Source organism: Streptomyces sp. NBC_00885, assembly GCF_045207475.1.
Lineage (GTDB): Bacteria > Actinomycetota > Actinomycetes > Streptomycetales > Streptomycetaceae > Streptomyces.
Genome location: NZ_CP108796.1, coordinates 3,489,770 through 3,501,917 on the forward strand (window position 1 = coordinate 3,489,770; position 12,148 = coordinate 3,501,917).

Genomic DNA, 12,148 nt, shown 5'->3' on the forward strand with positions numbered 1-12,148 from the left:
AGGTACGCCCCTGCCTACTCGGGCAGATCTCCGACCCGGTTCTCCCACTTCGTGGAGAGCACGATCGTCGTACGCGTACGCGACACTCCCCTCGTGCCGGAAAGCCTGCGGATCGTCTTCTCCAGACCGTCCACGTCGTTCGCCCGCACCTTGAGCATGTACGAGTCGTCGCCCGCGATGAACCAGAGGTCCTCGATCTCGGCCAGGTCCTTGAGCCGGCGCGCCACGTCCTCGTGGTCGGCCGCGTCCGAGAGCGAGAGACCGATCAGAGCCGTGACGCCGAGGCCGAGCGACCTGGCGTCGACCGTGGCGCGATAGCCGGTGATGACGCCCGCCGCCTCGAGGCGGTTGATGCGATCGGTGACGGAGGGCCCCGAGAGCCCGACGAGCCGGCCGAGCTCCGCGTACGAGGCCCTGCCGTTCTCCCTGAGGGCCTGGATGAGCTGCCTGTCCACCGCGTCCATATGCCTGGACCCTTCCATTATTCAGCGATTCCGCAATTCTAACATGCGAATCTAAGGTGCGCAGCGCGAAATTCCTACGAATTACACAAATCAAGCGTGAGGTGCCGGCCCTGGTCAGTCCGTACGAGGGCCACCCAGCTCACCCTCCCAACGGCGGTACAGCCGATGCGGCACCCCCGCCGCGTCCAGCACCCGTCCCGCCACGAAGTCCACCAGATCCTGAATGTGCGTCGCCCCCGCGTAGAACGCCGGAGAGGCCGGGAGCACCACCGCACCCGCCTCGTCCAGTGTCACCAGATGCCTCAGGGTCTGCCCGTTCAGCGGGGTCTCGCGCACCGCGACCACCAGCTTCCGCCGCTCCTTGAGCGTCACGCTCGCGGCCCGCTGCAGCAGATCCTTCGAGAGCCCGAGCGCGACTCCGGCCACGCACGCCGTGGACGCCGGGACGATGAGCATCCCCTTGACGGGATACGAACCCGAGGAGGGCCCGGCGGCCAGATCCCCGGCAGCCCAGTGCCGTACGTCATCGACGTCCACCCGGAAGGTGCCCGGCTTTCCGTCCGCCCCGCGCGCCAGCCACTCCCGCAGATCCTCGCGCCAGTGCGCGTCACGGAAGGCGATCCCCGTCTCGTCGAGCAGCGTCAGCCGTGAGGCCCGGCTGACCACCAGGTCCACGCTCTCGCCGGCGGCGAGCAGCCCGCGCAGCACGGCGGCGGCGTACGGCGTCCCGGACGCGCCGGAGACGCCCACCAACCAGGGGGTGCGCTTGGCCTCGTTCATGCCGCTGAGCCTATCCGCCGGTCACACCGTCAGGCCGCGCACCAGCAGATCGAGCAGCGCGCACCCGAACAGGGCGATGCCGATGAAGCCGTTGACGGTGAAGAAGGCGCGGTTGAGACGGGACAGGTCGTGCGGCTTCACGATCGTGTGCTCGTAGAGGAACGCGGCGGCGACGATCAGCAGACCGGTCCAGAAGAATCCGCCCGCCTCGGTGGCCAGCGCGTACCAGACCAGCAGAACGGTCGTCACGAGATGCGCGGCCCGGGCCCCGTACAGCGCGGCCGGGACGCCGAAGCGGGCCGGGACCGACATCACGCCGTGCGCGCGGTCCGCCTGCACGTCCTGGCAGGCGAAGATCAGGTCGAAGCCGCCGATCCAGACGCCCACGGCAAGACCGAGGACCACCGAGTCCCAGGACCACGCGCCGGTGATCGCGATCCACGCGCCGACCGGGCCCATGGCCTGGGCGAGGCCGAGGATGACATGCGGGAAGTTCGTGAACCTCTTGCCGTACGGATAGACCACCATCGGGATCACGGCGATCGGCGCGAGCGCGAGGCACAGCGGATTGAGCGCGGCCGCCGCACCCAGAAAGACGACGACGGCGATCAGCGCGCCGGTCCAGGCCGACCGCACCGACACCGCGCCCGTCACCAGTTCACGGTTCTCGGTACGCGGATTGCGGGCGTCGATCTCGCGGTCGATGATCCGGTTGCAGGCCATCGCGAAGGTCCGCAGCCCGATCATGGCGAGGGTGACCAGCAGCAGCCGCCCCCAGTGGATGTTCCGGTCGAACTGGAACATCGCGGTCAGCGAGGCGATGTACGCGAAGGGCAGCGCGAAGACCGAGTGCTCGATCATGACGAGCCGCAGAAACGACTTGGTCCTGCCGGGTTGCGGGACTGCTGCGGCAGCGCTGCTCACAGGCCGTACTCCTTCCACCGGCGGTCGACCTTCGCCGCCGTATCCGGGTCCGACTCGACCATGTCCGGCCAGCCGCCGTCCCGGACGTACCCCTCCTCGGGGAGTTTCCTCGTCGCGTCGATGCCCGCCTTGCCGCCCCAGAACTGCTGGTACGAGGCGTGGTCGAGATGGTCGACCGGGCCCTCCACGACGGTCAGATCGCGGGCGTAGTCGGTGTTGCCGAGCGCGCGCCAGGAGACCTCGTGCAGATCGTGCACGTCGCAGTCCGCGTCGACGACGACGATCAGTTTCGTCAGGGACATCATGTGGGCGCCCCAGATGGCGTGCATGACCTTCTGCGCGTGCTTCGGGTACTTCTTGTCGATCGAGACGATCGCGCAGTTGTGGAAACCACCCGACTCGGGCAGGTGGTAGTCCACGATGTCGGGCACGATGATCTTGAGCAGGGGCAGGAAGAACCGTTCCGTGGCACGGCCGAGCGGTCCGTCCTCAGTCGGCGGGCGGCCCACCACGATCGACTGGAGCAGCGGCCGCCTGCGCATGGTCACGCAGTCGATGGTCAGCGCGGGGAAGGGCTCCTGGGGCGTGTAGAAGCCGGTGTGGTCGCCGAAGGGACCCTCCGGAAGCATCTCGCCCGGCTCCAGCCAGCCCTCCAGGACGACTTCGGCGTTCGCCGGGACCTGGAGCGGCACCGTCTTGCAGTCGACCATCTCGATGCGCTTGCCCGACACGAAGCCCGCGAAGAGGTACTCGTCGATGTCGCCGGGCAGCGGCGCGGTCGACGCGTAGGTCACCGCGGGCGGGCAGCCGAAGGCGATCGCGACCGGCAGCCGCTCGCCGCGCTTGGCCGCCACCTGGTAGTGGTTGCGGCTGTCCTTGTGGATCTGCCAGTGCATGCCGATGGTGTTCCGGTCGTGCCGCTGAAGGCGGTACAGACCGAGGTTGCGCACGCCCGTCTCCGGGTGCTTGGTGTGGGTCAGACCCAGGTTGAAGAAGGAGCCGCCGTCCTGGGGCCAGGTGAACAGCGCGGGCAGCTGGTCGAGATCGACGTCGTCACCGCGCAGGACGACCTCCTGCACCGGCGCGTCCTTCACCTTCTTCGGCGGTACGTGGACCATCGTGCCCAGCTTGCCGAAGGCCTCGCGGACCCCGACGAAGCCGTGCGGCAGCTCGGGCTTGAGCAGCCCGCCGATCTTGTCGCTGATCTCGGAGTAGGACTTCAGGCCGAGGGCCTTGAGCAGCCTGCGGTCGGTGCCGAAGACGTTCATCGCGAGCGGCATCGCCGACCCGCGGACGTTCTCGAACAGGAGCGCCGGACCGCCCGCCTTGTTCACCCGGTCGACGATCTCCCCGACCTCCAGATACGGGTCGACTTCGGCCTTGATGCGCTTGAGGTCACCCTCGCGCTCCAGCGCCCGGAGCAGGGAGCGAAGATCGTCGTAAGCCATGCCGTCCAGTATCGGGCAAGGACTAGGCTTGGCCTGTCACCGGGGCCCCAAGCAGCCCCGCCACCGCTCCCCGGGGGGAACGCACCACCATGCTCCGGTATCTGCCCTTCCTGCTGGTCCTGGCGCTGTGGATCTACGCCTTCATCGACTGCCTCAACACCCCCGAGCAGGAGGTCAAGCACCTCCCGAAGGTGGTCTGGGTCATCATCGTGCTGCTCTTCGGCGAGGTCCTGATCGGCCCGATCGCGTGGCTCGCCGCGGGCAGGGACCGCAAGGCCACCGCCGGCGGCAGCACACCGTCCGCATGGCACCGCAACCGCACCGAGTTCGTCGCGCCCGACGACAACCCGGACTTCTTGAAGTCCCTCAAGGACGACGCTGTGCCTTCTCAAGATGTGAAGGACGAGGCGCTCCTCAAGGACTGGGAGGCGGATCTGCGCCGCCGCGAGGAGGAGCTCAAGCGCCGCGAGAACGGCGACGACCCCCAGCAGCCCTGACATGGAACTGCGTCTGCTGGTCACCTTCGAGAAGGTCGCCACCGTCCTCAGCTTCACTCAGGCGGCGGCCGAGCTGAAGTACGCCCAGTCCAGCGTCACCAGCCAGATCCGCTCGCTGGAGACCTCTCTCGGCACGGAGCTCTTCGACCGGCTCGGCAGCCGCATCCGGCTCACCGAGGCGGGCGAGCGGCTGCTGCCGTACGCACGCCGGATCATCGAGCTCTCCGAAGAGGCCAGGGTCGCCGTCACCGGCGCCGACGAGCCCGCCGGAACGATCAACGTCGGCACCATGGAGTCGCTGACCTCCTACCGGCTGCCCGCGCTGCTCGAACTGTTCCACCACCGCTATCCGCAGGTGAGGCTGTCGCTGCGCCCCACGCTCGGGGACGAGACCCGCCAGGCGCTGCGCCAGGGCGTGTACGACATCGGCTTCCTGATGGAGCGGGAGACCGAGCACGCGGGCCTTCAGACGGAGGTGCTGACCGCCGAACCACTCGCCCTGGTCTGTGCGCCCACCCATCCGCTCGCCGACGCGGCGAAGCTCGCGACCGTCGATCTCGCGGACATCCAGCTGGTGGGTACGGAGCCGGGCTGCCCGTACCGCGACCTCTTCGAGGAGGAGCTGCGGGAACGCAACGGCGCTCCGCCGCCCTTCATGGAGTTCGGCACGATCGAGGCGACCAAGCGGGGTGTGGCCGGCGGCCTCGGGGTCGCGCTGCTGCCCCGCATGGCGGTGCGCGAGGAGCTGGCGTCGGGGACGCTCCTCGCGCTGCCGTGGGAGCCGCCGTTCCAGCTGTACACGCAGGTCGCGTGGCGGGAGGGGAAGCGGCTGCCGCGCCATGTGCGGCTGTTCATCGACGAGACGATGCGGCTGGTGCGGGAGCAGGAGTCGGCGAGCCGGTCCGAGGACCCGAACCGGTAACCGTACGGGGGGACTTGGCGAGGTTGACCTTCAGGCTGGCGAACACGATCAGCGGGATGCCGAGCGCCTGGACGAGGCCGATGTGGTGCCCGTAGACCGCCCAGTCGGCGACCATCGCGACGGCCGGGTAGGTGAAGGCGAGCACGGCGATCTTCGCGGTGGGCAGCTTCTGGTACGCGGCGTACATCAGGACGTACATCACGCCGGTGTGGATGAGTCCGAGGCCGATCAGCCAGCCCCAGTCGGCGCCGGTCCCGCTCATGGCGCCGAAGTCGGCGAGGGGCAGCAGCAGCGGGATGCCGACGAGGACCTGGACGAGTGCGATCAGGTGCGGGCGTACCCCCGTGACGCGCTTGGTGACGAGCGTCGACAAACCGTAGAGGAGCGCGGCGGCGAGCGCCTGGCCGATGCCGAGCAGATAGGTGCTGTTGCCGCCCGTGAAGTCGCCCGGCGTGACACCGGAGACGAGGATCAGCCCGGCGAACGCGAGCGCGATCCAGCCGACCTTCGCGGCGGTGAGGCGCTCACGGAAGAGCAGGGCGCCCAGCAGCACCACGTAGAAGGGCTGCGTGTGGTAGACGACGGTCGCGACGGAGATCGACGTGTTCTCGTACGACTCGAAGAGCAGCACCCAGTTGAAGACGATGAACAGGCCGCCGAGCGCGGCCAGTCCGAGCTTCTTCGGGGTGAGGCCGTGGCCGCGGAAGTAGCCGCGGGCCAGTGCGTAGCCACCCAGGGCCAGGGCGCCGAACAGGACGCGGAAGAAGACGACGTTGAAGGCGGAGGCGCCCGATTCGACGACGAAGATTCCGAGCGTGCCGGACAGGACCATGGCCGCGGTCAGCTGCAGCGTGCCCTTGCTCTCTGTGTTCATGACCACGACGCTACGAGTGGAGGTGGGAGCCGGTCCACGAGCCAGTGGGGCGTCCTGCCGATGGGCCGATCGGCGCCGCCGATGACTTAAGGTCCTGTCCGGTCGATCTTGCCGGGCTAGCTTCGGGATGTGAGCGTCATGGAGAACGCGCGGTACGGGGCATGGCTGCGGGCGGCCGTCGAGGAGGCCAGAACCGGCCTCGCGGAGGGCGGGATCCCGATCGGGGCCGCGCTGTACGGCGCGGACGGGAGCCTGCTGGGGCGCGGCCACAACCGGCGGGTGCAGGACGGCGATCCGTCGATGCACGCGGAAACGGCCGCCTTCCGGGCGGCCGGGCGGCAACGCTCGTACCGGGGCACGACCATGGTGACGACCCTCTCGCCGTGCTGGTACTGCAGCGGCCTGGTCCGGCAGTTCGGGATCTCCCGGGTGGTGATCGGCGAGGCGGCGACCTTCCACGGCGGGCACGACTGGCTGGCCGGACACGGCGTGGAGATCGTGCTGTTGGACGACGCCGAGTGCAGAACCCTGATGGAGGACTTCATCAGGGAACGTCCCGAACTGTGGAGCGAGGACATCGGTGACTGAACCCAGGATTCCCACCATCGATCTGCGCCTCTGGTCCCCCGGGGACCCGGCCGCCCGTGCCACGGTCGCGTCGGTGGTCGACAACGCCCTGCAGCGCGCCGGATTCCTCCTGGTCACGGGCCATGGGGTCGATCCGGGACTGCGCGGACGGATCCGGGAGGCGGCGGGAGAGTTCTTCCGGCTGCCCGAGGCGGCGAAGGAGCGGTACGCCGTGCGGGTCGGCGGACGCGGCTGGCTGGGCCCGGGCGCCGAGGCCAACGCCTATGCGGAGGGCACCGAGTCTCCCCCGGATCTGAAGGAGTCGCTGTCCTTCGCGGCGGACGAGCCGACCGGCGACGCCGCGGTGGACGCCGAGTGGTTCCTGCCCAACACCTGGCCGGACGAGGCGCCGCGGCTCAAGGCCCTGGTCGAGACGTATCTCGCTCAGATGCGGGAGCTGTCGGACCGGCTCCTCGGACTCCTGGGCGTCGCGCTGGGCGAGCCGGAGACCTTCTTCACCCGGCACACCGGGCACCCCACCTGGGGCTTCAACATCAACTGGTACCCGGGCCGCGACCGGCTCGGCGACCCGCAGCCGGGCCAGTTCCGCATCGGCCCGCACACCGACTTCGGCACGGTCACGGTCCTGGACCGGCAGGCGGGCAAGGGCGGGCTCCAGGTCTTCACCGATGAGGGCGGCTGGGAGGACGCGCCGTACGACCCCGAGGCCTTCACCGTCAACATCGGCGATCTGATGGCCCGCTGGACGGGCGACCGCTGGCGCTCGGGCCGCCACCGGGTGCTGCCACCGCCCGCGGACGCGCCCGCGGAGGAGCTGATCTCGCTGGTCTACTTCTACGAGTGCGACCCGGGCACGGACGTCCTGGGCATCGACTCACACACCTATCTGCGGGCCCAGCTCGACGCGATCACGGCCGGCTGACGTACTCCTCGCGCAACTCCTGCCACCGCTCGGGCGTCCAGGTCGACCGGTCCGTCACCGGCCGCCCGTCCAGTGCGGCGGCGAGCAGCTCGAAGTGGTGGTGCCAGCCCGCCAAGTGGTCGAGCCGGTGCTCGTCCGTACCCCGGAACTCATGGGTGAACCGGAGCACGGTGACGCTCTCGCCCGCCGCCTGGAGATGAAAGCGGATCCGGCCGCGGAAGGGATCCATGGTGTACTCGGCGACCCGCTCCATGTCCCAGGCGGTGACCCGGCCCTCGGCCGCAAGGGTGTCCACGGCGTTGAGCCGGCGCAGCCTGATGGCCCCGCCGATCCTCGGTTCGAGGACATCCACGGCGGTGAGCCAGGTCGGCAGCCCCTCCGGCGTGGCGACGGCGGCCCAGACCCGCACCACCGGATGCGGCAGCCGGAGCTCGAAGCGCAGCAGCTGAATGCTGCCGTCCCGGGTCTCGCTGGTGCCATGGCGGATCGCGTCCATGGCACCAGCCTCGCCCGGGCTCAGGGCTTGTGCACGCCCGCCGCAGCTACGGCATCTGGCGACCGTACGGGAAGGGTCAGACCCCGGCGTAGGAGTGCTTGCCGGTGACGAAGATGTTCACGCCGTAGTAGTTGAAGAGCCAGCAGCCGAAGGCGATGAGCGCCAGGGTGGCCGCCTTGCGGCCCTTCCAGCCCGCGGTGGCGCGTGCGTGCAGGTAGCAGGCGTACGCGACCCAGGTGATGAAGGACCAGACCTCCTTGGGGTCCCAGCCCCAGTAGCGGCCCCAGGCGTCGCCCGCCCAGATCGCGCCCGCGATGATCGTGAAGGTCCACAGGGGGAAGACCGCGGCGTTGATGCGGTACGAGAACTTGTCGAGCGAGGCGGCCGCGGGCAGGCGTTCCAGGACCGAGGTGGCGAAGGAGCCGGGCTTCACGCCGCGGGCCAGCTTGTTCTCGTAGCTGTCGCGGAACAGGTAGAGCAGCGTGCCGACCGCGCCCAGGTAGAAGACCGCGCCGCAGAAGATCGCGGTGGAGACATGGATCCACAGCCAGTACGAGTGCAGGGCCGGGACCAGTTGGTCGCTGTCGGTGTAGAGCCAGGTGGTGGCGATGCCGAGGTCGAGGAGGACCGTGGTGACCAGCAGCAGGCCCATCCAGCGGACGTTCTTCTTCGCCAGCAGGAAGCCGAGGTACGCGCCGACCGCCACCGTGGAGAAGGTGATGGAGAACTCGTACATGTTGCCCCAGGGGGCCCGCTGCACCGACATCGCGCGGGCGACGACGCCGCCCGCCTCGACCAGGAAGGCAAGGACCGTCAGCGAGACGGCGATCCGGCCGTACAGGTCGCCCTTCTCGGTGCCGCCGGCCGCGCCGGGACCGTCCGGGACGTCGCGGGTGCCGGCCGCGGAGCGGGTGATGACCTTGGGCTTGTCCAGTACGGCGGTGCCGCCGGCCTGCTTGACCCGGACCGTGACCGAGGGGGCCGCGGCGGACCCGGCGCCGGTCAGCGCGGCGGCCGTGCGGCCGACCTTGCTGCGGCTGCCGAAGACCCATTCCGCGATGTGCGCGAAGAAGGCCAGCGTGTAGACGGCCATCGACGAATAGATCAGCACATTGCTGATGTGCGCGAGATTCTCGTTGGTTGCGGCGGCGAGAGTCACTTCTCAGCCCCTTCGGCAGGTACGTCTGAGGAATCGGGCGCCGTCGGCGCCTCGGCGTTGAGAGTCAGGGCCAGATCGCCCAGCTCTTCGGGAAGCTTCGGGGACTCGCTGCGGCCGAGTCCCGCCATTTCGACGACGGTGACGCCGTCCTCACCGGTCACGGCCCGCACCCAGACCCGGCGGCGCTGGATGAACAGCGAGCCGACGAGGCCCGCGATGGCGGCGATGGCGCCGGTCAGCGCCCAGCCGTTGCCGGGCTGCTGCGAGATCTGGAAGCTCGCCCACTCCTTCACTTCCTTCTCGAAGGTGATGGAGCCCGCGCCGCCCGGGAGGGTCATCGTCTCGCCGGGCAGCAGCCGCGCCTTGAGAATCTGGCCCTTGGCGTCCTTGAACTGGGTCATCTTGGCGGTGTCGAGCTGGTACACGTTCTGCGGCAGCCCCGCGTTGACGCCGAGGCTGCCGTGGTAGCCGGTCAGCGCGATCACGGGGAACTCGAGGCCGGGGAACTGCGAGAACATGGTGCCCTTGCCCGCGCCGCCGAACGTCGGCACGAAGAAGGCCTGGAAGCCCAGCTGGTCCTTCTTGCCGTATCTGTCCCGGTAGCCGTCCATCACCTTGATCGCGCCGGTCGACGTGATGTTGTTGTCGATCGGCAGCAGCGGGACGCCGCCGTTGAAGACGACCTTGCCACGGCCGTCCCGGACGGTGACGACGGGCGCGTACCCGTGCGAGAGCAGATAGACCTTGGTGCCGTCGATGACCAGGGGCTTGTTGACCTGGATGACGGACTTCTTGTCCGGGCCGCCGCCCTGGGAATAGGTGACCTGGGCCTCGAAGGTACGCGGGGTGCCGCGCTGCGGCCCGGTCTTCTCGTACGTACCCGTGAACCGGTCCAGCTTGAAGGTGAACGGCACGAGGTCGTCCGTGCGGAACAGTGAGCCGGACTTGAAGTCGTCGTACTGGGTGAGGGTGTTGGAGAAGCCGTCGCCCTCGACGATCAGCTTTCCGCCCTCGGACTTGAAGAGCTGGCCCGCGGCGAAGGCCACCAGCATCACGATCAGCGCGATGTGGAAGAGCAGGTTGCCGGCCTCGCGCAGATAGCCCTTCTCGGCGGCGACCGCGTCACCGACGGTGTGGGCGCGGAAGCGGCGCTTCTTCAGCATCGCGAGCGCGGCCTCACGCACCTGCTCGGGCTCGGTGTGCGTACGCCAGGTCGTGTACGCGGGCAGCCGGGTCAGCCGTCCGGGCGCGCCCGGCGGGCGGCCGCGCAGCTGCCCGACGAACTGCCAGGAGCGCGGCACGATGCAGCCGATGAGCGAGACGAACAGCAGGATGTAGATCGCCGAGAACCACACCGAGCTGTAGACGTCGAAGAACTGCAGCTTCTCGTAGATCGGCGAGACCGTCATGTGGGACTCCTTGAAGGTCCGCACCTTCAGCTCGTCCACGCTGTTCTGCGGGATCAGCGAGCCGGGGATCGCGCCGAGCGAGAGCAGGAAGAGCAGGATCAGCGCGACCCGCATCGACGTCAGCTGCCGCCAGAACCAGCGGACCCAGCCGACGACCGAGAGGGAAGGCCCACCGGTGAGCTCCTCGCGGGGGGCGGTGGACAGCTGGGCGCCGGCCGCGCCGAGGTCCTTGCCGTCCTGGGCGTCCCCGCCGTCGCGCTGCTCTTCGGTCTCCGTCGTGCTCATGGAACTCAGATCCCCACCGTGAAGCCATTGGTCCAGCCCTGCATGTCCTGCACCAGGCTGTCCCAGACGCCGGTCAGCAACAGCAGACCGGTCGCGATCATCATGATGCCGCCGATCCGCATCACCCAGGCGTAGTGGCGCTTGACCCACCCGAAGGCGCCGAGCGCCTTGCGGAAGGCCACCGCCGCGAGGACGAAGGGCAGTCCGAGGCCGATGCAGTACGCGACCGTCAGTATGGCCCCCCGGCCGGCGCTCGCCTGCTCGGCGGCCAGCGCGTTCACGGACGCGAGCGTCGGGCCGATGCACGGCGTCCAGCCGACCCCGAAGAGCGCGCCGAGCAGCGGAGCGCCCACCAGCCCGGTCACCGGCCGTTTGTGGATACGGAATTCGCGCTGGGTGAGCCAGGGCATCAGCCCCATGAAGAACACGCCCAGCAGGATCATCAGTACGCCGAGGACCTTGGAGAGCGTCTCCTTCTCGGCCTGCAGGCTCGCGCCGAAGTAGCCGAAGAGGGCGCCGCCTGAGACGAAGACGGCGGTGAATCCGAGGACGAAGAGGGAGGCTCCCGCGACCATCCGGCCGCGCTTGGCCTCGGCCAGGTCGGTGCCGCTGACTCCGGTGACGTAGGAGAGATAGCCGGGTACGAGAGGCAGCACGCACGGCGAGAAGAAGGAGACGAGACCGCCGAGCACGGCGATGGGCAGTGCGAGCAGCAGCGCACCGCTGAAGACCGTCTCATTCACCGCGACTCACCTCGCGAGGACCGTTCCACGATCACTTCTCCGCGACCAGCGGATCGATGATCTTGTGGAGCCCCTCGCTGTCGAGAGCCATGAGCGAGCGTGCCGCGATCTTTCCCTCGCGGTCGAGAACGATCGTGGAGGGAATGGCCTGCGGATTGAGGCTGCCCTTGGGGAAGCCGTTGACGATCAGCTTGCTCACCGGGTCGTACAGGCTCGGATAGCCGATCTCGTAATCCTTCTCGAAGGCGAGAGCCGGGCCCTTGTTGGCGTCGCGGGTATTGATCCCCACGAACTCGACGCCCTTGGCCTTGGTCTCCTTGGCCACCTTCGCGAAATGCGGCGCCTCGGCCCGGCAGGGCGGGCACCAGGAGCCCCAGACGTTCATCACGACGACCTTGCCCTTGAAGTCGGCGACGTCGAGCTGCTTGCCGTCGAGGGTCTCGCCGGCGAGCGTGCGGGGGGCGGTGCGCTTGCCCTTGGCGACGGTGGAGATGCCACCGGTGTCGGTGACGAAGTTGGTGTCGCCGCCACCGCCGGACTTGCCGTTGGAGTCACCGCTGCATGCCGACAGCACGAGTGCGCCGCCAGCGACCACGGCGGTCAGCAGGGCGGCGCGGGGGGCACGGCTAAGGCTCAT

Annotated in this window: 14 protein-coding genes; 4 read left to right on the forward strand and 10 right to left on the reverse strand. The window is 69.0% G+C overall.

Features of this window, described 5'->3' with window-relative positions; genetic code table 11:
* Nucleotides 1-14: 14 nt before the first annotated feature.
* The 4 genes from OHA61_RS15560 to OHA61_RS15575 all read right to left on the reverse strand — a co-directional run bounded on the left by OHA61_RS15560 (nt 15) and on the right by OHA61_RS15575 (nt 3,616).
* The gene (locus OHA61_RS15560; RefSeq protein WP_142214307.1) at nt 15-464 is read right to left on the reverse strand and encodes an Lrp/AsnC family transcriptional regulator; all 450 of its coding nucleotides are present in this window, start codon (nt 462-464) and stop codon (nt 15-17) included.
* 114 nt (nt 465-578) lie between these two features.
* A complete protein-coding gene (locus OHA61_RS15565) occupies nt 579-1,244 on the reverse strand; it encodes a UbiX family flavin prenyltransferase (protein WP_361908193.1) in 666 nt (221 codons plus the stop codon).
* A gap of 21 nt (nt 1,245-1,265) precedes the next feature.
* On the reverse strand, nt 1,266-2,168 hold the full coding sequence (gene mqnP, locus OHA61_RS15570) for a menaquinone biosynthesis prenyltransferase MqnP (protein ID WP_406303514.1): 903 nt from the start codon (nt 2,166-2,168) through the stop codon (nt 1,266-1,268).
* Entirely contained in the window at nt 2,165-3,616 is a 1,452-nt protein-coding gene (locus tag OHA61_RS15575) for a menaquinone biosynthesis decarboxylase (RefSeq protein ID WP_361908188.1), read from the reverse strand. Before OHA61_RS15575 ends, mqnP begins: the two co-directional genes overlap by 4 nt.
* 89 nt (nt 3,617-3,705) lie before the next feature.
* On the opposite strand from OHA61_RS15575, the gene OHA61_RS15580 reads away from it, so the two are divergent.
* Nucleotides 3,706-4,113, forward strand: a complete 408-nt coding sequence (locus OHA61_RS15580; RefSeq protein WP_406303515.1) for a PLD nuclease N-terminal domain-containing protein — start codon at nt 3,706-3,708, stop codon at nt 4,111-4,113.
* Between the two features lies 1 nt (nt 4,114).
* The gene (locus tag OHA61_RS15585) at nt 4,115-5,035 is read left to right on the forward strand and encodes a LysR family transcriptional regulator (protein ID WP_406303516.1); all 921 of its coding nucleotides are present in this window, start codon (nt 4,115-4,117) and stop codon (nt 5,033-5,035) included.
* On the opposite strand, the gene OHA61_RS15590 is transcribed toward OHA61_RS15585, so the two are convergent.
* Entirely contained in the window at nt 4,965-5,909 is a 945-nt protein-coding gene (locus tag OHA61_RS15590) for a DMT family transporter (protein ID WP_406303517.1), read from the reverse strand. The two genes, OHA61_RS15585 and OHA61_RS15590, sit on opposite strands and share 71 nt — an antisense overlap.
* A gap of 138 nt (nt 5,910-6,047) precedes the next feature.
* Between OHA61_RS15590 and OHA61_RS15595 the strand changes: the two genes are divergently transcribed.
* Together OHA61_RS15595 and OHA61_RS15600 are read left to right on the forward strand one after the other, a co-directional pair.
* Nucleotides 6,048-6,497, forward strand: a complete 450-nt coding sequence (locus tag OHA61_RS15595) for a nucleoside deaminase (RefSeq protein WP_406307372.1) — start codon at nt 6,048-6,050, stop codon at nt 6,495-6,497.
* Nucleotides 6,490-7,419: an isopenicillin N synthase family dioxygenase gene (locus tag OHA61_RS15600; RefSeq protein WP_406303519.1), complete on the forward strand. Its 930-nt coding sequence runs from the start codon at nt 6,490-6,492 to the stop codon at nt 7,417-7,419. The genes OHA61_RS15595 and OHA61_RS15600 overlap by 8 nt, the downstream gene beginning before the upstream one ends.
* Here the strand turns inward: OHA61_RS15600 and OHA61_RS15605 are convergent.
* The 5 genes from OHA61_RS15605 to OHA61_RS15625 all read right to left on the reverse strand — a co-directional run bounded on the left by OHA61_RS15605 (nt 7,406) and on the right by OHA61_RS15625 (nt 12,148).
* Entirely contained in the window at nt 7,406-7,915 is a 510-nt protein-coding gene (locus OHA61_RS15605; protein ID WP_406303520.1) for an SRPBCC domain-containing protein, read from the reverse strand. The genes OHA61_RS15600 and OHA61_RS15605 overlap by 14 nt on opposite strands.
* Before the next feature lie 76 nt (nt 7,916-7,991).
* Nucleotides 7,992-9,074, reverse strand: a complete 1,083-nt coding sequence (gene ccsB, locus OHA61_RS15610) for a c-type cytochrome biogenesis protein CcsB (protein WP_324982094.1) — start codon at nt 9,072-9,074, stop codon at nt 7,992-7,994.
* On the reverse strand, nt 9,071-10,768 hold the full coding sequence (locus tag OHA61_RS15615; RefSeq protein ID WP_406303521.1) for a cytochrome c biogenesis protein ResB: 1,698 nt from the start codon (nt 10,766-10,768) through the stop codon (nt 9,071-9,073). Before OHA61_RS15615 ends, ccsB begins: the two co-directional genes overlap by 4 nt.
* Nucleotides 10,769-10,773: 5 nt before the next feature.
* Nucleotides 10,774-11,511 (reverse strand): cytochrome c biogenesis CcdA family protein, encoded by a 738-nt coding sequence (locus OHA61_RS15620; RefSeq protein WP_266479438.1) that lies wholly within the window; start codon nt 11,509-11,511, stop codon nt 10,774-10,776.
* A 31-nt stretch (nt 11,512-11,542) separates the two neighbouring features.
* Complete coding sequence (locus tag OHA61_RS15625) at nt 11,543-12,148, reverse strand: TlpA family protein disulfide reductase (protein ID WP_406303522.1); 606 nt, start codon at nt 12,146-12,148, stop codon at nt 11,543-11,545.

Excerpts from the sequence above, each read along its gene's own strand:
- OHA61_RS15560 (WP_142214307.1), bottom strand. The coding sequence starts at position 464 with ATGGACGCGGTGGACAGGCAGCTCATCCAGGCCCTCAGGGAGAACGGC.
- OHA61_RS15595 (WP_406307372.1), top strand. The coding sequence starts at position 6,048 with ATGGAGAACGCGCGGTACGGGGCATGGCTGCGGGCGGCCGTCGAGGAG.
- OHA61_RS15580 (WP_406303515.1), top strand. The coding sequence starts at position 3,706 with ATGCTCCGGTATCTGCCCTTCCTGCTGGTCCTGGCGCTGTGGATCTAC.
- OHA61_RS15575 (WP_361908188.1), bottom strand. The coding sequence starts at position 3,616 with ATGGCTTACGACGATCTTCGCTCCCTGCTCCGGGCGCTGGAGCGCGAG.
- OHA61_RS15615 (WP_406303521.1), bottom strand. The coding sequence starts at position 10,768 with ATGAGCACGACGGAGACCGAAGAGCAGCGCGACGGCGGGGACGCCCAG.
- OHA61_RS15625 (WP_406303522.1), bottom strand. The coding sequence starts at position 12,148 with ATGAGCCTTAGCCGTGCCCCCCGCGCCGCCCTGCTGACCGCCGTGGTC.
- OHA61_RS15565 (WP_361908193.1), bottom strand. The coding sequence starts at position 1,244 with ATGAACGAGGCCAAGCGCACCCCCTGGTTGGTGGGCGTCTCCGGCGCG.
- OHA61_RS15605 (WP_406303520.1), bottom strand. The coding sequence starts at position 7,915 with ATGGACGCGATCCGCCATGGCACCAGCGAGACCCGGGACGGCAGCATT.
- OHA61_RS15590 (WP_406303517.1), bottom strand. The coding sequence starts at position 5,909 with ATGAACACAGAGAGCAAGGGCACGCTGCAGCTGACCGCGGCCATGGTC.
- OHA61_RS15585 (WP_406303516.1), top strand. The coding sequence starts at position 4,115 with ATGGAACTGCGTCTGCTGGTCACCTTCGAGAAGGTCGCCACCGTCCTC.